Below are 24,815 nucleotides of genomic sequence, written 5' to 3' on the forward strand. Positions count from 1 at the left end.
CCTTTTATATATACTCTGAAATCTTTTCAAATTTTACTCTGTCACTTTGTAAAATTATCTTTCTCTTATCCTCTACAAGTAAATTTTTTACAATATTTTTCGCTTTATTTTTTGCATCTGTATCATTATCTTTTATAAGAATAAATAATATATCATTTTTAAAATTATCCACCCTTATAATGATATTTTCTATAATATTATTATTCTCTAAATGTGGAAGATAAAAATTAGTATCTACTTTAATACAACCTAAATTTTCTCTAGCTTCAAGGTCTTTTAAAAATATTTGTTTTGATATAATCCATGAATTTTCTTCTAAAAATTCCGCTATATCTTTGTAAATATCTTCTATGTGAGTCCTTTTATTATTTTTATATACTTTAAATTTCATTATTTTCGCCATAGACCTTTCTATTAATATTTAGAATATCTTCATCTTTCAACATTACATTTACATAAACAACATTTTTTATATCACTTCCAAGTTTAACGGTAGAAATTATAAAGTCTATTTTCTCCAAATCATACTCTTCTAAGTCTTTTGCAGAAATAACGTCTACCACTTCTAAATTATCAAGTTTATCTTCAATTCTTTTTTTCAAAAATATTGAGGTTCCAAAACCACTATGACAAACTAAAACTACTTTTTTATTAACATTATTCAAGTTAAGGATTGATTCAATATAAATTGTTAAATACGCAACTTCATCTTCTGTAATTTTTTCAGAAAGAATCTCTTTAGAAATATCTTCAATTTTTTTAAATTGTTCCTTATACTCTTCCTTAATTTTTTCTAGTAACGGATTTTTTATTACAATGTCATATTTTAGTCTTCGTAACAATGCTCTTATGTGCAACTTAAATAAATAATAAATATTATCTTGCATATTAAAAGTTGATTTTCTATCGTTTGATATGGCTAATAAAAATTTTTTTGTTATTTTTTCTACAGATTCATCAACTTTTAATGAAATATCATTATTCAAATTTCCAACACCTGTACTAACCAAATATTGATAAATATAATAAATTTCAATTAACGGTAAAGTTACAGAAAACTCTCTTTCTAATTCTGCCGCAATATTCTCAGCTTCTCCATAAAACTTTTTATCACTTATTTGAGGTAACTTATTTTCTTCAATATAGTTTCCATTATTTATTCTCTCCATAGCTATTAATATATGAACAATGAGGTTTGTATAATATAAATCTCCAATTGTATAAGGTAGTCTGTGTTCATTATTATTTACAATTTTTTCTATTGTTGCTATTTTTGGTATATCGAATTTCGAAGCTAGCTCCTTTAATATTCCTTCTTCTATTCTTTCTGAATGATAATCACCAATATCATCATCAGAAATAATAGAATAATTACGTACTAAACACATTAACCTTTTTCTTATATTTTTTTCTTCTCCTACAATCTTTGTGCCAAATCTATCTTTTTTTAATTCTAAATCACCATGTAACAAGTTATTTTCTATATAAGATAAATCATTAACTATACTTGACTTTCCAACAAAATATTTATCCGATAATTCTTCAATAGAAGTATATTCTTTAGAATTTTTTAATAAATAATACAGTATTTTTATTCTTCTTTCTTCCACAGAATGCTTAGATACCTTCTTTTGTTGTGTCAATTCTAAGGGAATCTCAGAAAATTTAACCTTAATTCCTTTACCTTGCTTTTTCAAAAGGGCTATATCGTTCCTTTTTTCTATTATTTTTTCTATATCTCTATATGCAGTTTTAGTTGATACTCCTAATTTTTCTGCAATGATATAAACAGGTAGATAATCTTTTTCTTCAGTTAAAATTCTTAAAATTTCTATTTCTCTTTTTTCTAATTCTGTCAAGTTCATTACCTCCCTTGCACTTTCATTATAATACGCTTACAACACTTATAAAATACCATTTAATGTCTACAGTACTATGGACATTCTTTTATTTTTTATTGTACTATGGCAATTATCTTTGTATTTATATTTATAAAAACTTTTATTTCTAATGTTTTAAAGTATTATTTATATGTATTTTTTAAAATTATTTTTTTAAAATCCTATTAAAAAAACAATATCTAATACCTTATTTTATATGCATTAAAGACAAATTATACTCTTTAATTATATTTTTTAAAAAAACATATAAAATGATTATATCACTTAATAATGATATAATTAAAACATATATTTCAACGAGGTGATAATATGTTTAACTATATAAAAAAATTAGCTACTATTGATGAATTCAAACTTTTAAAAGAAAAAAATAAAAAAATTGTTTTTGTTTTCTCAGCATCATGGTGCCCAGATTGTGTTATGCTTAATAATTATTTTGAAGAATCCATAAGTAAATTTCCTGAAATAGAATTTATATATGTAGACAGAGATGAATTCCCTGAAATTACAGAAGCATTAGATATTTTTGGTATCCCCTCTTTTATAGCTTATAGAGATAACAAAGAAATTAGTCGCTTTGTTTCAAAAATTTCTAAAACTCAAGATGAAGTAGAAGCTTTTTTAAAAAAAATATAAAATAAAAAAACTATAAAACATAAAAGTTTTATAGTTTTTATTTAAAATCATCTTAAATAATACAGTGGTCCCAATATTCTTCTGATATTTTCCGTTGATTCAAAATCTAAATTTAAAAATTCGTCTGCGGTTTTTATCCTATTATTTTCTATCATATCCTTTACATTTGAAGAAAATAAATTAAATTTAAACACTGGTGTTAATTTCAAATCTGAAGTTGGTACGATATTATATAATTCTGTTTCTTCTATTCTTTGTCCAGCAAAGACTTCTTTAGAGCCATTTCTTAAATTTATTTTTACGTTTTTATCTGCTATGAAGTGGGAAACACTATAACTTGCTCTAGGTAGTACGATTATTTTATTATCTTTTGTTGCTTCACCAATATTATCAAATTCATCTACTTCTAAAACATTTTCTGTACCCTTTGATAAATTCACACTTCCCGCTTCAGTTTCTGCAAACTCTACTTTGAATAGATTTCTATACACTGCGGTAAATTCTAAATTTTTTCCTCTTTGTGCAACCACAGCACCTAATTCATTCGTCTTAAGTAGTTTATTTTTCGAAATGTGTTGCTTGTTAGAATTTTCATCAATAATTTCATAATCTTCATTGGCTCGCCATCCTAGAAATTCCCGCTCAGTTTCCCCAGTTGCTGTTGGCAAATTTATCATACTATCTATTCTTGAACCAGCCAAAACCTCTTGTCCATCAGATAAAAATTTATCAATTCCTTTTCCAATAAATTTTACATTTACCCACTCTTTTTCAATTTTTTTAAAGTATATTTCTAAAGTAACATCCTTATTTATATAATCTGAATCATTAACTACTTGCTTATTGATTCTAAAAACAACCTCATACCCCGTATTCGGTTTTATTTTTTTTCTAAGTTCTCCTAGGAGCTCTCCTATTTTCTTAGTTTCACTCCACTGAATATCTTTGTCCTTTACCGTATTATCTACTTTACCAAATCTTTTGTTATAGTCATCTTGACGAATACTAACAGTATTAGTGTTTTCTTTATAATTAGCTTTTATTATCACACTTTCATTGACAGTTTCCTCATTCAATGAACTTATATCTTTGATTTTTTTATGAGTTACAGCATTATAAATTGTATAATTTTCAACATGATATTTATCCTTATTGAAAAAATCTGCATCAATATCACTAAACTTATCATCTGTTAACAAGGTTTGCTCCTTTGTAGTCTCTCCATTATCTAAAATAATCTTAGTATTAAATTTAGCTTTTATTGTAATATCACTGGAAATTTGATTGGTTAAAACAGTGGATAATTCATTATTACCTAAATAATAACCTACAAATTTGTAGTTACTCGTATCAGAAAATTTTCCACTCAAACCATGTTCCTTAATAAATTCGCCAATTGTTGAATTTCTTTTTATTTCATACTCTTTTTCTTCTTTTGAATACTCTTTTGGAAATTGAACATTCACTTTTCTCCAATATTCTTTATTTTTATTTAAGATCAATTCTATCTTTTGAGAATTATATGGAATTGTGAGATTACTACTTGAAATATATTCTTTTTTATCAACTTCTACCTTTGCATTAGTATATGAATAATATCTATCCGTTCTGTAATACTGTTCTAATTCATAGGGATATACTAACACTTTATCATCCTTAGGCTCATTTACTAAATTTATATTTCTATTTACTACCTCTTTATCTCCCTCTTTTACAACCAAATTTACACTTTTTGTAGTATAATACTGTTCACTTGGTTTTGAATATTGTAAATTTATTATATTTCCTCTATCATCAATATCAAAACTCATTACATTCATCATTATAGTAGAATTAGGTTTAAAAAGTTTTAATAAATTCTTATCAACAATCTTTCCTTCACCCGTTTTTTCAAGAGGAATCCTAAGTATTTCTGTCGGAATCTTCTTATCATCAACTGAATAAAAAATTAAATAATTTTTAGAATTTTTCTTATAACTAAGTAATTCTGCATTATAGTCTATTTCATTAATATTTTCTGTTGCTATATTATTTGTTATTATTGGAGGAGAATATTTTAAAGAATTTGTGAAAATATCAAAATTAAAAATATTTTTTTTGAAAATAGTATCCATTACACTAGCGTTATAATCTGTATAAAAGTCCGCTTTAACTAACTTATCACTTCCATAAGCAAAACCTAAACATAAAAAACATGCTAAGGCTGTTTTATATTTCATATCATCTCCTCCTTTCTTTTTTATTCATGCTCCCTATTATATTATCTATAAAAATTCTCGTCAATAATTATACTAAAAATTATTTAAATTTAATTAAAGTAATATAATATTTTACAACTTGAGATAAAAACACTGATGAATATCTTTATATCCATCAGCGTTAAATTTTTATTTAATGTTGATTAAGCTTCGCTTATATTTTCTAACATTATTTGATCATTAGATATACTAACTTCATCATATTCGTAGTCATCTGCAAAATCATACAAATACTCCTTATAAAGGAACATCTCATTAGAGTAATCTAAAAACTCCTCATTACTAGTTTTAAACTCTACCTCATTATAGCTTTCATCAGCATAATCTGATAAAATTTCATTTTCATAATCTATTTCTGTATTGAAGTCCTGGGAATATTCATCGTCTTGCGAGAACCTGGGATCCGGTGACTCCAAACTAGATAAGTTCATTGTATACATAAAAATCTCCTTAAATTACTTTTTTTATAATTATACAAAAAACTCTAAAAATTTACAAGTAATAAACTAAATATTTTCTAAAATAATTTTTCTAACTTCATTTAATGCTTCTATACTAGCTCTTGTTCTTATTAACTCTCTATCCCCTGTAAATATTTTCTCTACTATATTGATATTCCCTTTATAATAAACTCCTATATAAACTAATCCTACTGGTTTTGCACTATCATCACTTTTCGGACCTGCTATTCCCGTTGTCGCCACTGCTACATCACTATTTAATCTCTTAGCAATACCATACACCATTTCACCAGCAGTCTGTTCACTAACTGCACCATATTCAAGTAGTGTTTTTTCACTTACTCCTAGTGCTCTTATCTTTGATTCATTAGAATAACAAACAACACTTTCTAAAAGCGAACTAGATATTCCACTTCTTTCCACTAACATAGAAGTGAGTCTCCCTCCAGTCAAAGATTCTGCTACTGAAATCGTTAAATTGTTTTCTATCAATAAATTTGAAACTACATTATGAAGTTCTGTTTGACTAGATGATACGTCCTCTTCTCCAACTAAATAAATGTACTCCCCAACTAAACTTTCAATTTCAATTAATTGTTTATTAATTAACTCTTCACATTCTTCATTAGTATCAGCACTTGCAGTTACTCTAAGTAAAACCTCTCCTGTTTTTGCATAAAGTGCCAAAGTAGGATTTTTCTGAGTGTCTAATATGTGTTTTATCTTAGTTTCTAATAAAGACTCTCCTATTCCATAAAAACGAACATACTTAGAGATAAATTTTTTTGTGCTAAATTTTTCTAGATATGGTCTTACACTCTTTTCAAACATATCTCGCATTTCTCTTGGTGGTCCAGGCATTAAAATAACTCTTTTATCATTTTCTTCTATTATAATACCAGGAGCAGTTCCACAAAAATTTTCCAATACTATTGCACCATCTGGTATCATTGCTTGTTTTTTATTATTATCAGTTATGATATTTCGCCCTGAACGTGTTAATCTTTCTAAAATTTTTACCCATGAATACTCATGAAAGTAAAAATCACGGCCAAAATATTCAGCAGCACATTCTTTTGTTATATCATCATCTGTAGGTCCAAGACCTCCAGTTATAATAACCGTATCATTTTCTATAAATGCTGTTCTTAATGTATCTAACAATCTATCATGATTATCTCCAACCGTAGTTTGTCTATAAACTCCTATCCCAAGTGCAGCAAGTTCTTTTGATAAATACGTGGTATTAGTATTAACTATATCACCTAATAGTAATTCCGTTCCTACAGAAACTAATTCAACTCTCATCGGCATCTCCTTTCAAGATCTTATTTTATATTTAACATATTTTTTATTTTAAACACTTAACTAAATTTTATAACTTTAATTTAAATTATATTAAAAATAAAACTAAATTTTTTTAACTTTTCTATAGAATATAAACAACATCTAAATTAAAATAACTAAATTTTAAAGTCCTACACTAAAGAAATTGTTTAAAAATTTTAATAATTACACTACTTATATTCTACATCAAACCTTAAAAAAAATAAAGACTACCTCATTTTTAATTTTTTATATAGTAGTACCTTTTACCAAAAAAATCTTAAATAACTTTTTGTTAAAGTTACTTAAGATTTTTAATTAATTTTATTTATTTTGCATTCTTCGTCCTTTTTTATCAAAAAACTTTTTATCTATACTTCTTCTTTCATTTTTAGGTTTTCGTTTTTTGTTATCAGAACGTCTTCTTCTTTCATTTGATCTTGACGATTTTTTATTTCTATCTTGTTTTCTAGGTAACGGTTTTTCAAATGATAATTCAACGTCCACTTCTTTTTTATCATTTATAAGTTTATTCAAAAGAACCGTAATTATTTTTTCAGCATTAGATTCTGATAACAATTTATTTGCTAGACTATTAAGTTCAGTATGATTATCTTCTAATTCAGATACTACCTGATCAAATATTCTATTATTCCTTGCTTTTTTCACTTCATCTTTTGTATAAGGTCGAAGCATTTTCATTCTTTCTCCACGAGAATTCTCTATATCTTTTAAATATGGCATCTCTATTGGATTTAAAAATGTAATAGCAATTCCCGATTTCCCTGCTCTCCCAGTTCTACCAATTCTATGTGTATAACTCTCAACATCCTGAGGTATATCAAAATTATATACATGTGTTACATCACTTATATCTATTCCACGTGCAGCTACATCTGTAGCAACCAAGATTTGTAATGAATTATTTTTAAATTTTCTTAAGATTTCTAAACGTTTCGATTGTGTTATATCTCCATGCAATCCTTCTGCTAAGTAACCTTTAGATATTAAAGCACTCGACAATTCATCAACACGACGCTTTGTTCTTCCAAAGATAATTGCTAAACTAGGATCTTGAACATCTAAAAATCCTATTAACGTTTCTAATTTTTCATTTTCTCTAGCTATCGTTGCAAATTCTTTAATATCAGGATTTAATTCTTCATCACTCATTGTTTTTATAAGTTTATAATTTTTCATAAAATCCTTAGAAAGTTCCATAATAGTTTTTGGCATTGTTGCTGAAAATAATAATGTTTGATGCTTTGAAGTTATTTTAGATAAAATAAATCTAACATCTTCTATAAAGCCCATATTTAGCATTTCATCCGCTTCATCTAATACTAAATGACTAAGATTATCCAACTTCAATGTTCTTCTATTTATATGATCTATTATTCTTCCTGGAGTTCCTACTACTATTTGTGGACGTTTTTTAAAATCTTGAATTTGTCTTTCTATACTTGTACCACCAAATACTATACTTACTTTTAACCCTTTTGCTTTTGACATTAATCGTAATTGCTCACCCACTTGTTGAGCTAATTCTCTTGTAGGGGTCAAGATTAAAGATTGCAACTCTTCACTTCTTCTTACAACGTCTACTATAGGTATTCCAAAAGCTCCCGTTTTTCCAGAACCTGTTTGTGCTTGAGCTAAAACATCAATTCCAGAAATAACATAAGGAATAGTTTCTTTTTGAATACCAGTAGGAGTTACAAAATTCATTTTTGTCAGTGAATCAACCGTTTCTTTACTAACTCCTAATTCTTCAAATGTTGTCATTTACTTCTCCTTTTAATTCTATTTTATATATATCTCATTTATATAACCAAGTAATTATAACATATTTAATTCAACAAGTACATCATTAAACCTAAATTATTACTTTTTTATAGCAGAATATATAAAATGTTCAAATATTAAACACAACTAAACCTCGCGCAAAAAATTGTTTGTAAATTTTTTTAATATTTTTCCATTAAGTGTTTATTTTATTAGATTTGAAAATTCTGGAAATCATTCTAATAACAAAATTAGGTCAAATACCAAAATACACTACAATTTTCTCTTGTTCAGGTAACATGAGTAGCATGTAAATATAACATTATAAAAACTAAAGAGAATAGAAAAAACTAAGCAGTTCTAATCCGCTTAGCATTTCATTAATATTTTTTCTTATATGATGCCCAATATTAACAAAGGGCCTTATTTTACATATTATTTTCAGTTAAATTATCAATCTCTTTTGCTATTTGTGTTATACTTTCTCCAGAATTTCTCAAATTATTAGTATAAATTAATAACATATAATCTTCATCACCAAACACAATTGCTGTATCATGCATGTTCGCATCTATTCCACCATATTTACTAGCTATCTTCTTACCAGTTATTCCTTCTTTTATCCATTCATTATCTTCTGAGTCTTCTAAATACTTAATAAGATCTGGATATTTTTCTCTCTCATTATATAATTTTGTCCAAACTTCTTCCATCATTTTCGGTGTGACTCTATTCTTCTGAGCTTCTGCTAACGGTAGAGTAATTCCTAGTTGAGCAAAATATTTTGTTAAAACATCCGCTGCTGTTGCACTGTTACCAACCAACATTCTTGTTGCCGTATTATCAGAATATTGAATCATATTTTGAATAACATAGTCTAGTGGATAGCTACTTTTTTTCTGTTGATTGGTTATTTCCCCTCCACCAGCTTCTAAAAATTTAGAATTATATGCAATCTCAGTATTTTTGGTAATTTCTCCAGCACTTATTCGATCATAAATTTTCATTGCATACACTACCTTAACAGTACTTGCTGCAGTAAAGTAATGATCGTCTTCTACTGCAAATCTATATCCAGTTGAAAAATTTTTATAAATAATACTTATTTCATTATTACCTTTATATTTTTCTACCACATTATTCATAGCATTATCTAATTCTACCTGGCTCAATTTTCTTTTTTCTTGGTTCTTTCCAGTTTGATTATCATTGTTATTATTTGTATTATTATTTTGTGTTTGTTGTGAAGTTTCTTGCTGTTTATTATTCACATCTTTTTTAGATTTCACATAACGTCCTGCTGAAAATACACTGTAAATAATAAAAACAACTACTAATGATTCTATAACAAACTTTAATACTCTCTTCATCGTTTTCTTCAACTACCTCTCACATCCTTTTCGATAAACTCTCTTTATTAGTTTACTATACATCTTCAAATACATCAATCAATATTTTTAAAAATTTTTATTATATTGAAATTGTGTAGTTCAATATAAAAGCCTAGATAATTCATTCAAGAGGATCAACCAAAAACTCCAAATTCAATATTAATTTTCAGAACAAAAGCGAAGAGATATATTAAATCGGCTGATCTTTCAAACTAATTTTCAGTAAAAATACTCCAATCTTGCAGCTTGTTCACTTACAAAAATTAAAGTTTTATTTAGAATTTCTCTCACAAGACTTCATACATCTTTTATTCCTCTAAAATCTTAAGATATTAGCACATATAGGAGCAACTCTAAATATTGTTTAAATTGAGTTGCTCCTATATGAAATTTACACATCTGATTTTAAATAAAAATCTTGTTCTGATATTTTTTTAAATCCCATTTTCTCATACATATATTTAGGGGTATCATTAGCATCTGCTACCAATAATACATTACTTTTATTTTCATTCTTTATTGCAAAACTTATTAAATGTGATGCAATCCCTTGTTTCCTGTACTTTTCATCCACATAAAGATTGTCAATTTCAAAAAAATCATCTTTTTCTATTATATTAACAGTACCTATTATTTTATCATCATCTTTTATTATGAGCTGTTTAATATTTTCAGAACGAATATCCTCATATAGCAACTCTTGATTATGATTTGCCCATTCATTATTACTAGACTCTAAATCTATTCTATACTGGAAACTTAAATATTTGCTAAAATCCACTCTTTGTAAAAATTCTATTTTATAATTACTTTTTTCCTGCTCCATAAAATCTTCTACAGCTAAATGATACAAATCCAGATTAATTTCATTATAATTTTCTTTTTTTAAATATTTTTTTAATTTTTTAGAAAGTGCTGTATTTTCAACAGAAGCTATATGAATAAAATTAACTCCTTTATCCTTAAAAAAATTACGACACGCAGCAATATAATAATCTATATCTTCTACTGAATCAGCAACTTCTTTCATCAACAAATAATTCCCACCAAAATATAGTTTTGATTTCAAAGTTTGATATATTATATATTTATCCGTTTCAATAGCCACTTTAGCTTTAGAGTGAATATTTTTAAAACTATACTTCATATTACACCTCTTTTCTCAATAACAAAAAGTTCCTTCTCTAAAATTAATGATCATGATGATGCTTAAAATGATTTATTATTTCCAATACCCTCGAACTGCCAGTTAACTCATAAACATTTTTCAGTGTTTCTGGATATGTCGGATCATCATGCAGTGTTTCAAAGTATGTCACTACTTCTTCTTCCACAAAATCAATATAATCTTCCTCTTCTGATAACGCATTTAATGCTGTTCCTAATAAAATCGGATCATCTTTTATAATTGCATGTTCATTATATAAATCAAAAATCTTATCATATTCAAATAACGATTTTAATGCATTTATGGTAACAAATAAAGTTTCTTCTGATATACCCATTGTTTCTAACACTTCTTGCATTAATGTACGAATTTTATCATACTCTTCATATTCTTTATATATAGAAATTAAGTGTAGATATGCACTTACTGTTGTTCCTTGTAATTCAATATATTTTTCAAGATAATTTTTGGCATCTTCCCCTTTTGACATATGTCCTAGATGTAAATATGCATCTGTAAAATCTGGTTCTAGCGAAATAGTCTTTAATAAATACATTTTCGAATTTTCTAGATCTTGGATTTGATTATATGCATAAGAAAGAGCAAACAAAATTGATGCATCCTCGTATTCTTTACCATGATGAAGATAAAAATCAATTGCATCTTCAAACATGCCAAGCACAAATAAATTATCAAAAACTAAACGAAAATTTTCTATCGTAGGTTCTTCATGGAAAATTCTTTCACTTATAATTTTTGCTTTATTCTCACGACCAGTTTCTAAGTATATTAACACCAATTCTTTATCAATACTATGCAAGACTTCTGGGTGGTTTACCAATTCTCTTGCTTTTAAAAACTTCTCTTCAGCAATTTCCAACAGTCCATCAAACTTATAAATCATACCCTCTAGATACAAAATAGGAGCTGTTTTAGGAGCATTATATAAAACTAACAATGCATCATCTTTTTTATCAAGGTACATAAGGTTATGAACATAACCCTCTATTGCATTATCTTCATTTTTATTTTGTTCATAAATAATTTTTGACAACTCTAATGCCTCTTCAAATAAACCATTATTAAATAAAATTGAACGAAAGTTTTCTTGCTGATCTCTATCTAAATTTTTTAAATCTATATCTTTTAATTCATCTAAAAATTGTTCTATATCCATATTATCTGTTTCTCCTTGCTAATCTATTCATTACAAAAATTAGTTCTTCTCTGACCTTTTGATCAATATTTATTATACTAGCATTAGCCTTTTTTAAATATTTAATACTAACCTCAAGAACTTCATTTAAAATATCACCGTTGTCTTTTATATAGTTTATTATTTTTTTCTTTTCTTCCAAACTAGTATTTCTTGAAAAATTAATAAACAGGTTTGAATCACTTTTTTTTGCAATTAATGCTGGTAATGTTATATTCCCGTTTATTAGATCTTGTCCTGTTTCTTTTCCAAGTAATTCACTACCACCTGCAAAATCTAAATAATCATCAATTATCTGATAGCTCATACCCAAATAATACCCAAAAAAATAACTACTATGTATGTCTTTTTCATTTGCATCCGAAATTATACTTCCTGCCACAGTTGCAAATGCAATAAGTATTGCTGTTTTTCTTTTTATCTTTTTCAAATAATCAAGTCTTCTTGTATTTATATTATAAAGTTCATCTTCTTGTATTAATTCTCCTATACAAAGCTCCTTTAGAGTATTAATCAAATAATGATGTACTCTTTCATCTTCAAATTTTGTCACTTCTTTTAGTGCTGTTGCAAATAAATAATCGCCTACATAAAGAGCATATTCATTCCCGTACTTTCTATTCATAGTCATGCTCCCACGACGTGTATGTGCTTTATCTATTATATCATCATGTATAAGACTAGCAGTATGAATAATTTCTACTATGCTTGCTATTCTTATAATATTTTTCCTGTTTTTTTCAAAATCACCCAAATTAGCACATATTAAAAGGAGTAATACTCTCACTCTTTTTCCACCATTTAAAAAATATTTTCTTATTACATCATTTAACTTAGTATCTTCACTTTTAGTAATTCCAAAAATATTTTCCAATACTTCTTGCACCAGTGCATCATATTTTTTTAACATCATTATCTCCATAAGAATCTATAATATTAATTAATTCTACATCACTTTTTTGTAGCTCTCTTCCATAAAAAGCAAACCATGTACTTATAATTTCCAAAGAAAAATTTCTAAAATCAATACTTTTATTCAAAAATTTCAGATATCCTTCTTGCATTACTTGAGTCAAATTTTTTAATTTATCCAAATTATCTTTCAACAAGCTATAATACTCAAAGCTATAGTAATCACCTAGTAATATCACTCGTGTCGAAGGATTTTTTTGTTTGTAGTGTTCATATAGTGAACTCAATGCACAAAAGATTGCTTCATTATATTTTTCATTAGTAAAGTTGTACTGTTCTATGAAATTTTTTATATTTAATTTTTCTATCAATTCCTTGTTATAATTATATTTTTCCATAATGTATCCTTTACAAATTATCTTTCTAAATTATACCACATTATGCTAATTTATAAAATCTTAGTTGCCTACTTTCTCTTAATTTTTTATTTTACAATACATTAATCATAACAATAACCATGTTAAAATCACCCTTAATTTTAACATGGTCACTATCTTCAATATTATAATTTATTTCTTCTCATCTAATGTAAAACGCATCTCTATGTTAAAAATTCCATCTTCTGGAGCGTATGCTTTTATTACTTCTTTATGTTTTTCTGCAATAACTTGTGCCATAGATAAACCTATTCCATAACCTTTTATATTGCTATTTCTAGATTCATCCAAACGATAAAATCTATCAAAAACTTTACTCAAATCACCTTTTTCTACATTCGCCCTGTTAGAAATTTTCATTATAGCATGACGTCGATTTTTTATCAAACTAACATTAATTTCACTATCCTTAGGTGCATATTTTATAGCATTTTCCAACAAGATATCCATAAGTTGAATAATAGTTTGCTTCTCACCATTATAATAAAGACTATCATCTATATTAGCTACAATATATCTCTTTTGGAAATCAGCAAGCTCATTAAAATCTTCTATTCTTGCTCTCAGGCTCTCTGATAAATTAAACTGCACTTTTTCTACACTATCTCTTTCTTCCATTCTACTAAAAATAACTAAGCTGTTTACAAGACTTGTAAGTCTATCCACCTGATTTTGTATATTTTTTGTCCATTTTGAATTTCCATTTTCAAGTTCTAAAACATCAGTATTTGATCTTATTATTGCTAAAGGCGTTTTTAACTCATGACTCGCATCAGTTATAAATTGTTTTTGTTTTTTATAACTTTGTTGAATTGGTAAAATAACCTTCTTAGAAACCATTACCACAAGTAAAAATACTGACAAAATTACTATTAGAGAAATCAAAACAGTATTTTTTACAAATGAATAATACGAATCCAATTCCCGCTGAGTATTCAAAAATAAAACCAAATCCCCAACACTTGTTTTTGTTTTATAAAATCTATAGCTTTTCACATAACCGCTGTCGTAATTTTTCTTTAGTGCCAAAGTTGTTAATTCTTGAAGTGCTTCTTGATCTGTAAGTAATAAATCATCTCTATATGATTTAATTATCTTCCCTTCAGAATTTATTTTGGCAACAGAAAAACCATTATAACTAGCAGCTGTAGACGCATTTTTGGTTATTACTAAATCATCACCTTCTTCACTAAAGATAGTGGATAGTGCGGATGACTTAGAGGCTTCGTACAAAGTTTCATCTACCCTTTGTCCTATTTTATAATAATTAATAAAGTTTAATGTCCCAGCCATAAGAGCTATTACAACTGCAACACTAACTACCGCAGAGGCAACAAATTTTCTTCTGAGACTTTTAAACATCTAATTGCTCCAATGTATAACCAACATTTCTAGTTGCTTTGATTTGAATATTTGCATCCAACGCTTTTAATTTCTTTCTCAAATATGAAATATTAACCCAAACTACATTAATTTCTGAATCACTATCATAACCCCAAATTCTCTCTAAAAATTGTTCAGTTTGGATAACATTACCAGGATTACGCATAAGCATTTCCATCATTTGATATTCTTTGTTTGATAGTCTTACTTTATCTTTCTCAGTAGATAATTCAAATGTATATTTACTCAAACTAACATTACCAAGTTCAAGAACATTACTAGTAAATGTTGCTTGTCTTCTAGTCATAGAACGAACCCTGGCCAGCAATTCTTTAATCACAAATGGTTTTGTTAAGTAGTCATCAGCTCCGCTATCAAGTCCATAAACTTTATCTTCAACTTCAGATTTAGCAGTCAGAAGTAATACTGGTGTACTTTTTTTATTTTCTCTTAATTTTTGAACAACAGTTACTCCATCCATTTTCGGCATCATAACATCAAGAATTGCCCCATCATAATCATCTAATAATAAATAATCCAACGCATCCTGCCCATTATCCACAGTATCAACAGAATAATTATTATGTTTTAACATTGCTTCAAGAGCATCTGATAAATCTCTTTCATCTTCGGCAAGTAATAACCTCATTTTCCTACACTCCTAACTATAATATATTTCGAGTTTATTATATTAAAAATAACTAAAATCTAGTTTAAATATGTTGTATTATAAGAAATATTCTATATAATTTATAATATGTTCAACCTCAAAACTCCATATAGTTAAAAATATATTATTTAAAAAGTTATCAAAAATTAAGAGACAAATATTTTTAATATAGCTTCTTAATTAAATGCTTTACTTTACAAAAATATTTACTGGCTAATAAAAAATTAAAATTTTAAAAGCAAAATAGATATTTTCACTTAGTTTGTTTTCATTACTTTCTGCCTATCAGCAATCCACTTTGAATATAATCTTTTATTTCCTCTCCATATCCCCATTTTTCTGAGTATTCATCCGTAACTTCGGAATTTATAATTTGAAATTTTTTAAACCCTGCTTTTTTTACAATATCTACTATTTCTTCTTCTAAAATAGCTCCGGCAACACAAGTACAAAGCATTCTCTCGGAGTTTTTCCATTCTAATGGCAATTCTTTCTTCAAAACTATATCAGATATTACAAACATTCCATCATCTTTTAATATACGATAAATTTCATCGTACACTTTTTGTTTATTTGGTTCAAGATTTATCACACAATTACTAATTACTCTATCAACTGTTTTTTCTTGCAGCGGTATATCTATTAACTCACCTTTTATAAACTCAATATTTTTAAAATTCTTCTTATCACAAACTTTTCTAGCTTTTTCTAACATTGAATCTAACCTATCAAGTCCATATAAAGTTCCTACTTTAGGGTTTTTCATTTTTGTTATGAAAATATCTAATCCACCTCCACAACCTAAGTCAATCAAAGATTGACCTTCTTTAATTTTTAAATGGTGAATAGGATTACCACATGACAACCCCATGTTTATCTCTTCTGGAAATTGATTAATTACTTCTTCTTCGTACCCTAATGATTTACTTAATTCTTTTGAGTCAACTTTTGTTTTCTCTTTATTTTTTGAAATATTATCATAAAATGTCTCTACTGATAATCTTACTTTTCCATTACTTTGCTTCATGATATGCCCTCCTTGGAAAATGTAGTTGCTTGAGTTAAAACTCAAGCAACTAAACTTATAAATGTATATTTCATTCTAACATGTTTAATATAATTTTACTATTTCTCTATATCTAAATGTAGGATTTGGTCTCCCAGGAATCAATGCATTCAATTTATCTTGTTTATATCCAATAACACCAAATACTCTTTCAACTTCTTCTTTAATTATTTCTTTTAGTTTATCAGGATGAATCTCCACCCTAGCATTTACTGTCAGAAATATATTTTCACTCTTACTATCCAATTTTCTTAAAGTTGCTGTTTCTTTTTTACCTACAATATTTCCTATTATTCCCTTTTCTTTACCTTGAAGTAAAAATTTAACATGACCAACATTTAAGTTCTCACCATCAAATCTTTCCCCAAGATTAGTTAAAAATGTAGTAGCTAAATTCTCAAAACTTTCTTCTTTTTCTAAACTGTAAGTTCCATTTAACCATCCAAACAATGCCTCACCATCTGCATAAGTATCATAATCAACTTCTACAATTTTTCTCCCTACTTCTTTTTCACTATTTAGAATATAATTAAACCATTCTTGAATTCCTTCTCCAGTTTTCACACTTAATGTTAAGACATTTTCATTATTAAATTCTTTTTTAGTTTTATCCACTAGATCTTTCAATTCATCATCTGACAATAATTCAATTTTATTAATTAAAATCACATCGGCTTCTTCAAATTGTTTATAAATAATATAATCTCCAGGATTAGTATGATCTATAAGCACTGGTTTAAGACGATTCGGATCTGCCAAAACTGTAAGTTGCTTAAGGTTAAGTGTTTCATTATATTTTTCTTTTAATGGCTGCATAATAGTTGCTGAAAGATCCGTACAACTTCCGACAGGTTCTGCAAAAATTATATCGCTATTATTAGTTTCTTGAAGATACCTAATAGCATCAGCAAAACCATTAAAATTACAACAAAAACAACTTCCACTAACTTCTTCAACAATATCATTGTTAGTTTCTAAAAAAGAAGTATCAACTAGTTCACTCGCCTGATCATTTGTAATTAAACCTACTTTTTTATTCTGTTCATTTAATCTTTTTGCCATTTCCCAAAGTAGACTAGTTTTTCCAGCTCCTAAAAATCCACCTACTAAAATCAAATCTGTTTTTTTTACCATAACAATTCTCCTTAACTTTTTTATTTTTAAATTTATATTTTACTTCATCAACTCTTTTTGTTTTTTCATTGCTGGCTCTAACACTAAAGTAAAGAAATACCCAGCAAGTATTCCACCTACTATTGGAGCAAGTATATATACCCAGAAAAATCCACCGCTACTATCTGGGAAAGCTGCACTTCCCCATCCAAACATCCAAGCGACCAATCTTGGTGCAAAATCACGAGTAGGGTTTAAGCCAGCTTGAGTAATTGAGGCAAATAAACATAATAACGAACCTACTGTTAATCCTATTAAAATTGGTGCAGTGTTATCATTAGGTCTTCCTACATTTGCACCTTCTGTGAATAAAAAGATTATAAGTACCAATAAAAATGTTCCCAAAGTTTCTACTGCAATTGCAAGTGGCATTGAAAGTGCATATCCACCAGGTTGATTATAATATTCTCCAAACATTTTAGCTGTTGTAACCGATTCAAAAGTTCCTCTTACAATATTATTTTTCGCCTCATATTGTTCTATTGATGAACCATAGACTCCATAAACTGTTAATCCTCCTAAAAATGCTCCAATAAATTGCCCAAAAATATAAGTTGGTAATCTTTTAACTGACATTCTTTTTGTAAGAACCATTGCTATAGAAACTGCTGGATTAAAATGTGCATTGCTTAAATGTCTTGTCATGTAGATGCCAAACATTACAGCAAACGCCCAAAGAATTCCTATTTGGAATAAACTTTGATGTGCGTTGTACAAAACAGCTGCTGCTACCGCTCCAGTACCAAAAAGAACCAAAATAAACGAACCTATTACCTCCCCTAAAAAATCATTTTTTAAAGAATAATTTTTCATCAAAATATATCTCCTTTTTTATAAAATTTATAATCATATTATAGCAAAAAAAAAAATTATTTTTAAAATATTATTTTTAATTTTAATATTAATTTTCGATTGTTATACTAATTTTATTTTTAATTATTATATATAATAAAACATAAAATATTGTCAATTTTATTTAATTATCCCAAGAAAATAACTATTATACTTTTTTTAAAAAAACCAATCATAAAAAATAAATATATTTATATTTATTTCATAAAATAACTAGAGTTTACTATATTAAAATAGATTAATAAATTTTATCATAAAAAAAAGTAAGTTGAAATATCAACTTACTTTTTTTATATCAATTCTTTGTATTCTTCCTCAGTCAAATAGCTAGAAATTGCTCCAGTTTTTGTAGTCGTTAAGCTCGCATAATTAGTAGCAAACTCTGTCATTTCTTGAAGATTTTTTTGAGTTATTTCATCTAAACTTCTACAGTTTAATAACTTAGACAAAAATGCCCCCGCAAAAGCATCCCCTGCTCCTGTTGTATCAACAGCTTTCACATTTGGAATTTTGGTAATAGCCCTTTTATCTTGGTAATAAACTTCTGCACCTTGCTCCCCTTTTGTATAAAGAACAACTTTTATATGAGAGAAATCCTGGTTTAATGTTTCTTCAATATTAGTTTTCCCAGTTAAAAATTCAAGTTCATTATCTGCAACTTTAATAACATCTACATACGGCAAAAATTCTCTAATAGTTTCTAAATAAATTTCTTTATTTTCCCAAAGATTAAATCTTAAATTCACATCAAATGATATTAAAACTCCAGCCTCTTTTGCTTTTTTTAACAAAAGATGATGACTACCCTTTGACTCTTCTTGAATCGCGATACTTGCAAAATGTATCACTTCTATCTCCGTTAAATCTACTTTTTCTACATCTTCTTTGCTAATTTTTAATGCTGAAGAACCTTTAAAGTAAAAACTAAATGAACGATCACCAGTTTTATCTAAAGAAACAAATGCTAAGGGAGTGAAACTATCATCTTTTCTTGATACATATTTACAGTCTACATTTTCCTTTTTTAATGTATTTTCTAAGAAATCCCCAAAACCATCTTCTCCTAAAGATGTAAGCAAGTAACTTTTATGACCTAATTTTTGTGTAACACATGCAACATTAGCAACACAACCACCAGCTTCTTTTTTAAAAGATTTTACTTCATCAATTTTTCCTACATCTTCTCCTATAAAATCAATCAGCATTTCTCCTATACATAAAACCGCCATTTTAGCTTCACCTCTCTAATTTATATCTTTTTTATTTCTATTTTTTCTATTTTTTGTGCAATAAAACTATTCGCTGAAATTTCTACATTATGATTCTTTGGATAAAATCTTGTTGAAATTACAAACTCTCCATTATTTGCAAAAAGTTCTATTGATGAACTATCAAAAACTATTTCTACATTTTCTAAATTTAATTTATATTTTCTATCATTTCTACCATAGCCACTAGTACCAAAGTTAATTTCTAATTCATTGTTATTGTAACTGACTTTAAAATCAGCTATTTGAATTTTAAAACTTTCTCCATGTTCTTGACTATAATACCATGTTTGTTCAGAAAAAATATTCTTAAAAATTCTTTCTCCCAATAAATCTCTAACGGATTTATGTAACGTTTGTCGTATTTTTCCATTTTTAAAATTTACAACTCTTGGCACTGTTAAACAATTTTGATAACCAAATTTTGTAGTAGGATTTGTATAGCTACTATCTGGTACATACATCCATCCTATCAATACTCGATTATTATCTTCATCTAAAAAGGTTTGTGAAGCATAAAAATCATGACCATAATCTAATAAATTAAAATTATCAAATCTTTCTACACTCTCTAACCCTTCATTAACGACTGAATAACCAATTTGATATGTGTTTTCAAAATATGGATACATTCTTGAAATACCTTGAGGAGAAAAAATAAAAATTTCTGTCCCATCCACTTCAAAATAATCTGGACACTCCCACATAAAACCTAAATTATTTTTTGAATAAATTGTTTTATAATGTTCTAGAGTATCTTTATCATAAATTAGAAGGCATCCATAATCATTACTATCTCTAGCACCAAGAATCAAATATTTTTTTCCATTCTTCTCAAATACTTTTGGATCTCTAACGTGATTTGACATATTAGGATAATCATCTGTCGTCAAAAGACAAGTCTTCTCACTAAAATTAATACCATCTTCTGTTGAAAATGTAATAGTATTATGACCACGCCCAGCATGAACGTAGTCATAATCACCTTTATATTTTACATTTCCAGTATAGTAGAAGACTAATTTATCATTCTCTATACTAGCACTTCCTGAATAAACTCCACTTTTTTCCTCTTCTATTGTTGGTGTTAAAAACACACCCTTATCTTCATAATTTTTTAAATCACTACTTGTATGATAGTACCACAATTTTAATCCACCATCTACCTCATAAGAATACTGACAAAAAATATGATACTTTCCTTTAAAGTAAGCTAATCCATTTGGATCATTTAGCCAACCTTTAGTAGGTTCTAAATGAAGATTTTGTTTCCAATTATTAGCTTGCATTCACAAGTTCCTTTTTAGTTTTAAAGAAGTATGCTGTTACTGAGAATGCTACTACGAATGATAATACTAGTCCTATTGCAAATACTGACCAATGATTTGCAGGTATTGATAAGAATCCTGGAAGACCTGCAGCTCCTAATGCTGATGCAAATACTTTATTAAACCCTATCCAAGCACTTCCTACTGCACTTCCTGCAATAGCTCCATAGAATGGATATCTTAATCTTAGGTTAACCCCAAACATCGCTGGCTCTGTAATTCCTAATAATGCTGAAATACCAGATGCTGAAGAAATTGATTTCATTTTTACATTTTTAGAGAATACCAATACTGCAAGTACCGCTGCCCCTTGTGCAACGTTTGACATAGAAGCAATTGGGAAAATAAATGTTAATCCAGTTGCTGCTAGTAGTTGTGTTTCGATTGCCGCAAAACTTTGGTGAAGACCAGTAATAACAATTGGAGCATACAATAAACCAAAAATACCCGCTCCAACAAATCCACCATTAGTGTATAGCCATTGTAATCCTTCTCCTAGCAAAGTACCTGCTTCACGAAGAATAGGTCCCATCCAAGCAAATGTTACAAATCCAGTTACAAATAATGAAATTAATGGTGTTGTTAAATTATCTAGCCATGATGGTGTAACTTTACGTAAATATTTCTCAATAGTCGCTAATAACCAAGCAGCAAATAAAATTGGCAATACTGTACCTTGATATCCTACTTTTGCAATTTGGAATCCAAATACATCCCAATATTGAAGAGAAGTTACACGTTGAAGTCCTTCAACAGCTTGCCCACTTTGATTAACAATGTCTACAGCTGGAGCTAAAAGTTGATTAGTAGCCGGATCTAATTTACCAAATGTATAAAAATTCATTACATCTGGGTGAACCATTAACATTGCAAGTGCCGCACCTAAATATGGATTACCACCAAAACGCTTAGTTGCTGAAAATCCGATAAGTACTGGTAAAAATACGAATGGTGCATTAGCAAATACATTAACTATGTCAGCTAAACCTGCAATATTAGGATACGCTTCAATAACAGATTTACCTGCAAAAAATAAATCTTTTGCTGTTAATACGTTATTGATCCCCATTAATAAACCTCCAGCTACAATTGCTGGAATAATTGGTACAAAAATATCACTTAACATTTTTACAAAACGTTGTAGTGGGTTTCCTTTTAATTTTTTACTATTATTTTTTTCCTCTGAAGATTCGTCAGAAGATTTTCCTTTATATACCTCATTGTAAGCTGCGAATACTTGTTGTACAAGTCCACTACCAAAAATTAATTGAAGCTGACCATTATTAAAGAATACTCCCTTAACACCATCAATTTCCTCTAATTTTTCTTTATTAAAATTTTTTTCATCATTCAACTCTAATCTAAGACGAGTTGCACAATGAACAACACTTATAATATTTTCTTGACCACCACTGTGTTCAACAACTTCATTAACTACTTTCTTTAAATCCATTATATAGTTCTCCTTTTTTATTTTTACTTTTAATATATTTTTAACAATAATTACAAAAACTAAACTTGATATTTAATATTTAGTGTAATAAAAACATAAATGGTAACGTTACTTTTTAAATTTTACAATACTTTTTATAATTTGTCAATAACAAAATGGTAACGTTACTAATTTTTGTTTTTTTTCTTTAGATTTATACCATGCATCAAACTTAAAATTTAGTTGATTCCACATATTTCTTGCGGCGTTTCTCTCTTTTTGTTATAATCATATAAGTTTAGATGATTATTAATAGGGAGGTGCTTTTAATGAATTTGTCTATTAAAGAACTTTTTAGTAGTATTTGGCATAATATTTCTAAAAATAAATTTACTTATATTTCTATAGCTGTGTTTTTGCAACTTTTTATATTAAGCGGTCTGTGGGTAATATCTATCGTTTTTCAACTAGCTTTAAAATTTTCTGGAGAAGAACATTTAGATAAAAATAATTTTTGGCATATTTTTTTTAATCCTATTAGCTTTGTTGTTTTTATTCTTTTAATTTTATTTGCTGCATTTTTAATGTTTATTGAGTTTTCCACTCTTACATTTACTATCTATGGGCAACTTACGAATAATAAATATTCTATAAGGAATATAGCTAGCAATGCTTGGAGCAAAATGAAAAATCTTATTGGAATCCAAATCTTATTTTTTATAGGTTATTTTATTTTAACGATTCCTGTTGCTAATCTTGGTGTAAAATCATTAATTTCTAAAAATTTGTATATTCCAAAGTTTATTACTGGCGAACTTACAAAAACCCCTAATGGTTTGATTGTATTCATTCTTCTAATTTCACTATTGGCCTATATAAATTTTCGTCTAGTTTACACCCTTCCACTTACAGTTGTTGGTGATAAAAAATTAATTGATAACATCAAAACTAGTTGGGATTTAACAAAAAAAGGTAAGTTGAAATTTCTTATAACTATTGGATTATTTGAATTTATTTATGGAATTATTTCCTTGATTGTTTTATTTTCTACTACAGCTTTTTTTGCTTTAATTGATTCAAAGGGAAATAATCTCCTAATTCAAACGTTATTTTTCACAATAGCAAGCTCCATAATTTTCTTTTTTAGTGTCTTATCTAAAGTCACAGTTATCACCGCCCTTATTACAATTTTAATTAAAGAAAATCAAATTTCTGAAAAACTAATTAATCATAAAGTTGAGGATAAAAAGAAATCAAGAATACTATTGGTCTTTTCTATTACCGTTGTTTTAGGTACTACCCTATATAACAGTGCTTTACTTTATACTAATGGTCTTAATAAAAATATTATGACTATTGCACATCGTGGTTATGTTGCACAAGGTGTAGAAAATTCGATTGAATCCCTTGAAGCTGCTGCCAAGGCAGGTGTTAATTATGTAGAAGTGGATATTCTTTTGACAAAAGATAATAAGTTTGTAGTAATGCACGATTATAATTTAAAACGTCTTGCTGGTATTAATAAAAGAGTTCAAGATATGAATTATGACGAAGTAGTCGGATTACCAATTTCTCAAGGTGACCATAAGAGTAAAATTCCTTCTTTTGATGAATTTGTAAAAAAAGCTAAAGAATTAAATGTTAAATTATTAGTTGAACTCAAACCCCATGGTAGTGAACCTAATAACTACATTGATTTATTAATTAATAAAATTAAAGAACTTGGAATTGAAAATGAGTATAAATATATGTCTCTAGATTTAAAAGTTATAGAGCAACTAGAAAGCAAAGCTCCACATTTAAACACTGGATATGTAATACCACTTCAATTTGGAAAATTTTCTAACAATAATGTTGATTTTTTTGTTATAGAAGATTTTTCTTATAGAGAATCGCTAGTTGAACAAGCTAAAAGTCAAGGAAAACAAGTTTACGTTTGGACTGTTAATGATTATGCACAAATCAACAAATATCTTCAAAGCCCTGTTGATGCAATTATTACTGATGAACCTGAAATAGTTAAAGACGAAAAAAATGAACTCGAAAATAATAAATCGTACTTTGACAAAGCTTCAAGATTACTAACTGGTAATTAATAAAATTATGAACTAGAAGTTTAATTTTTTCTATTCAAATTAAACTTCTAGTTCAA

General features: G+C 27.5%; 21 protein-coding genes. 2 read left to right on the plus strand and 19 right to left on the minus strand.

Annotated features, from left to right (window positions below; translation table 11 throughout):
- Positions 1-4 precede the first annotated feature (4 nt).
- Positions 5-403: a PTS sugar transporter subunit IIA gene (locus tag H612_RS0107250; protein WP_027130842.1), complete on the minus strand. Its 399-nt coding sequence runs from the start codon at positions 401-403 to the stop codon at positions 5-7.
- The gene (locus tag H612_RS0107255; RefSeq protein WP_027130843.1) at positions 381-1,859 is read right to left on the minus strand and encodes a BglG family transcription antiterminator; all 1,479 of its coding nucleotides are present in this window, start codon (positions 1,857-1,859) and stop codon (positions 381-383) included. Before H612_RS0107255 ends, H612_RS0107250 begins: the two co-directional genes overlap by 23 nt.
- Before the next feature lie 351 nt (positions 1,860-2,210).
- On the opposite strand from H612_RS0107255, the gene H612_RS0107260 reads away from it, so the two are divergent.
- Positions 2,211-2,537 (plus strand): thioredoxin family protein, encoded by a 327-nt coding sequence (locus H612_RS0107260; protein WP_035500452.1) that lies wholly within the window; start codon positions 2,211-2,213, stop codon positions 2,535-2,537.
- A 47-nt stretch (positions 2,538-2,584) separates the two neighbouring features.
- Here H612_RS0107260 and H612_RS0107265 read toward each other — a convergent pair whose 3' ends face one another.
- From H612_RS0107265 to H612_RS0107350, 17 genes are all read right to left on the minus strand, one after another.
- Entirely contained in the window at positions 2,585-4,756 is a 2,172-nt protein-coding gene (locus H612_RS0107265) for a hypothetical protein (protein ID WP_027130845.1), read from the minus strand.
- Between the two features lie 182 nt (positions 4,757-4,938).
- Entirely contained in the window at positions 4,939-5,235 is a 297-nt protein-coding gene (locus H612_RS0107270; protein ID WP_027130846.1) for a DNA topoisomerase IV subunit A, read from the minus strand.
- Positions 5,236-5,301: 66 nt separating this feature from the next.
- On the minus strand, positions 5,302-6,564 hold the full coding sequence (locus H612_RS0107275; protein WP_027130847.1) for a competence/damage-inducible protein A: 1,263 nt from the start codon (positions 6,562-6,564) through the stop codon (positions 5,302-5,304).
- A 342-nt stretch (positions 6,565-6,906) separates the two neighbouring features.
- On the minus strand, positions 6,907-8,367 hold the full coding sequence (locus H612_RS0107285; protein WP_027130848.1) for a DEAD/DEAH box helicase: 1,461 nt from the start codon (positions 8,365-8,367) through the stop codon (positions 6,907-6,909).
- A 428-nt stretch (positions 8,368-8,795) separates the two neighbouring features.
- Positions 8,796-9,737: a serine hydrolase gene (locus tag H612_RS0107290; RefSeq protein WP_035500455.1), complete on the minus strand. Its 942-nt coding sequence runs from the start codon at positions 9,735-9,737 to the stop codon at positions 8,796-8,798.
- A gap of 412 nt (positions 9,738-10,149) precedes the next feature.
- A complete protein-coding gene (locus tag H612_RS0107295) occupies positions 10,150-10,905 on the minus strand; it encodes a GNAT family N-acetyltransferase (RefSeq protein ID WP_027130850.1) in 756 nt (251 codons plus the stop codon).
- Positions 10,906-10,948: 43 nt separating this feature from the next.
- Entirely contained in the window at positions 10,949-12,103 is a 1,155-nt protein-coding gene (locus tag H612_RS0107300; protein WP_027130851.1) for a tetratricopeptide repeat protein, read from the minus strand.
- Between the two features lies 1 nt (position 12,104).
- Positions 12,105-13,052 carry a polyprenyl synthetase family protein gene (locus H612_RS0107305; RefSeq protein WP_027130852.1) on the minus strand — a complete coding sequence of 316 codons (948 nt, stop codon included), beginning with the start codon at positions 13,050-13,052 and terminating at the stop codon, positions 12,105-12,107.
- Entirely contained in the window at positions 13,036-13,452 is a 417-nt protein-coding gene (locus tag H612_RS09305; protein ID WP_051210183.1) for a hypothetical protein, read from the minus strand. Before H612_RS09305 ends, H612_RS0107305 begins: the two co-directional genes overlap by 17 nt.
- Before the next feature lie 171 nt (positions 13,453-13,623).
- Entirely contained in the window at positions 13,624-14,853 is a 1,230-nt protein-coding gene (locus H612_RS0107315) for a sensor histidine kinase (RefSeq protein WP_027130853.1), read from the minus strand.
- A complete protein-coding gene (locus H612_RS0107320; RefSeq protein WP_027130854.1) occupies positions 14,846-15,523 on the minus strand; it encodes a response regulator transcription factor in 678 nt (225 codons plus the stop codon). Before H612_RS0107320 ends, H612_RS0107315 begins: the two co-directional genes overlap by 8 nt.
- Positions 15,524-15,815: 292 nt before the next feature.
- Positions 15,816-16,571, minus strand: a complete 756-nt coding sequence (locus H612_RS09310) for a methyltransferase domain-containing protein (RefSeq protein ID WP_084167255.1) — start codon at positions 16,569-16,571, stop codon at positions 15,816-15,818.
- 84 nt (positions 16,572-16,655) lie between these two features.
- Positions 16,656-17,744 carry a GTP-binding protein gene (locus H612_RS0107330; RefSeq protein WP_027130855.1) on the minus strand — a complete coding sequence of 363 codons (1,089 nt, stop codon included), beginning with the start codon at positions 17,742-17,744 and terminating at the stop codon, positions 16,656-16,658.
- Between the two features lie 39 nt (positions 17,745-17,783).
- On the minus strand, positions 17,784-18,596 hold the full coding sequence (locus H612_RS0107335) for an MIP/aquaporin family protein (RefSeq protein WP_027130856.1): 813 nt from the start codon (positions 18,594-18,596) through the stop codon (positions 17,784-17,786).
- A 329-nt stretch (positions 18,597-18,925) separates the two neighbouring features.
- Positions 18,926-19,864, minus strand: a complete 939-nt coding sequence (locus H612_RS0107340) for a carbohydrate kinase family protein (RefSeq protein WP_027130857.1) — start codon at positions 19,862-19,864, stop codon at positions 18,926-18,928.
- Positions 19,865-19,884: 20 nt separating this feature from the next.
- Positions 19,885-21,192 (minus strand): glycoside hydrolase family 32 protein, encoded by a 1,308-nt coding sequence (locus H612_RS0107345; RefSeq protein ID WP_027130858.1) that lies wholly within the window; start codon positions 21,190-21,192, stop codon positions 19,885-19,887.
- A complete protein-coding gene (locus H612_RS0107350) occupies positions 21,182-22,684 on the minus strand; it encodes a sucrose-specific PTS transporter subunit IIBC (protein WP_027130859.1) in 1,503 nt (500 codons plus the stop codon). The genes H612_RS0107345 and H612_RS0107350 overlap by 11 nt, the downstream gene beginning before the upstream one ends.
- Positions 22,685-22,992: 308 nt before the next feature.
- Between H612_RS0107350 and H612_RS0107355 the strand changes: the two genes are divergently transcribed.
- Positions 22,993-24,759, plus strand: coding sequence for a glycerophosphoryl diester phosphodiesterase membrane domain-containing protein (locus tag H612_RS0107355; RefSeq protein ID WP_027130860.1), 1,767 nt, complete (start codon positions 22,993-22,995; stop codon positions 24,757-24,759).
- The last annotated feature ends 56 nt before the right edge of the window (positions 24,760-24,815 follow it).

The sequence above is a fragment of the Gemella cuniculi DSM 15828 genome, from assembly GCF_000425665.1.
Classification (GTDB): Bacteria; Bacillota; Bacilli; order Staphylococcales; family Gemellaceae; genus Gemella; species Gemella cuniculi.

What these genes read in the sequence shown, in the direction of transcription:
- H612_RS0107250 (WP_027130842.1), bottom strand. Translation starts at nt 403, where the DNA reads ATGGCGAAAATAATGAAATTTAAAGTATATAAAAATAATAAAAGGACT.
- H612_RS0107260 (WP_035500452.1), top strand. Translation starts at nt 2,211, where the DNA reads ATGTTTAACTATATAAAAAAATTAGCTACTATTGATGAATTCAAACTT.
- H612_RS0107265 (WP_027130845.1), bottom strand. Translation starts at nt 4,756, where the DNA reads ATGAAATATAAAACAGCCTTAGCATGTTTTTTATGTTTAGGTTTTGCT.
- H612_RS0107270 (WP_027130846.1), bottom strand. Translation starts at nt 5,235, where the DNA reads ATGTATACAATGAACTTATCTAGTTTGGAGTCACCGGATCCCAGGTTC.
- H612_RS0107275 (WP_027130847.1), bottom strand. Translation starts at nt 6,564, where the DNA reads ATGAGAGTTGAATTAGTTTCTGTAGGAACGGAATTACTATTAGGTGAT.
- H612_RS0107285 (WP_027130848.1), bottom strand. Translation starts at nt 8,367, where the DNA reads ATGACAACATTTGAAGAATTAGGAGTTAGTAAAGAAACGGTTGATTCA.
- H612_RS0107290 (WP_035500455.1), bottom strand. Translation starts at nt 9,737, where the DNA reads ATGAAGAGAGTATTAAAGTTTGTTATAGAATCATTAGTAGTTGTTTTT.
- H612_RS0107295 (WP_027130850.1), bottom strand. Translation starts at nt 10,905, where the DNA reads ATGAAGTATAGTTTTAAAAATATTCACTCTAAAGCTAAAGTGGCTATT.
- H612_RS0107300 (WP_027130851.1), bottom strand. Translation starts at nt 12,103, where the DNA reads ATGGATATAGAACAATTTTTAGATGAATTAAAAGATATAGATTTAAAA.
- H612_RS0107305 (WP_027130852.1), bottom strand. Translation starts at nt 13,052, where the DNA reads ATGTTAAAAAAATATGATGCACTGGTGCAAGAAGTATTGGAAAATATT.
- H612_RS09305 (WP_051210183.1), bottom strand. Translation starts at nt 13,452, where the DNA reads ATGGAAAAATATAATTATAACAAGGAATTGATAGAAAAATTAAATATA.
- H612_RS0107315 (WP_027130853.1), bottom strand. Translation starts at nt 14,853, where the DNA reads ATGTTTAAAAGTCTCAGAAGAAAATTTGTTGCCTCTGCGGTAGTTAGT.
- H612_RS0107320 (WP_027130854.1), bottom strand. Translation starts at nt 15,523, where the DNA reads ATGAGGTTATTACTTGCCGAAGATGAAAGAGATTTATCAGATGCTCTT.
- H612_RS09310 (WP_084167255.1), bottom strand. Translation starts at nt 16,571, where the DNA reads ATGAAGCAAAGTAATGGAAAAGTAAGATTATCAGTAGAGACATTTTAT.
- H612_RS0107330 (WP_027130855.1), bottom strand. Translation starts at nt 17,744, where the DNA reads ATGGTAAAAAAAACAGATTTGATTTTAGTAGGTGGATTTTTAGGAGCT.
- H612_RS0107335 (WP_027130856.1), bottom strand. Translation starts at nt 18,596, where the DNA reads ATGAAAAATTATTCTTTAAAAAATGATTTTTTAGGGGAGGTAATAGGT.
- H612_RS0107340 (WP_027130857.1), bottom strand. Translation starts at nt 19,864, where the DNA reads ATGGCGGTTTTATGTATAGGAGAAATGCTGATTGATTTTATAGGAGAA.
- H612_RS0107345 (WP_027130858.1), bottom strand. Translation starts at nt 21,192, where the DNA reads ATGCAAGCTAATAATTGGAAACAAAATCTTCATTTAGAACCTACTAAA.
- H612_RS0107350 (WP_027130859.1), bottom strand. Translation starts at nt 22,684, where the DNA reads ATGGATTTAAAGAAAGTAGTTAATGAAGTTGTTGAACACAGTGGTGGT.
- H612_RS0107355 (WP_027130860.1), top strand. Translation starts at nt 22,993, where the DNA reads ATGAATTTGTCTATTAAAGAACTTTTTAGTAGTATTTGGCATAATATT.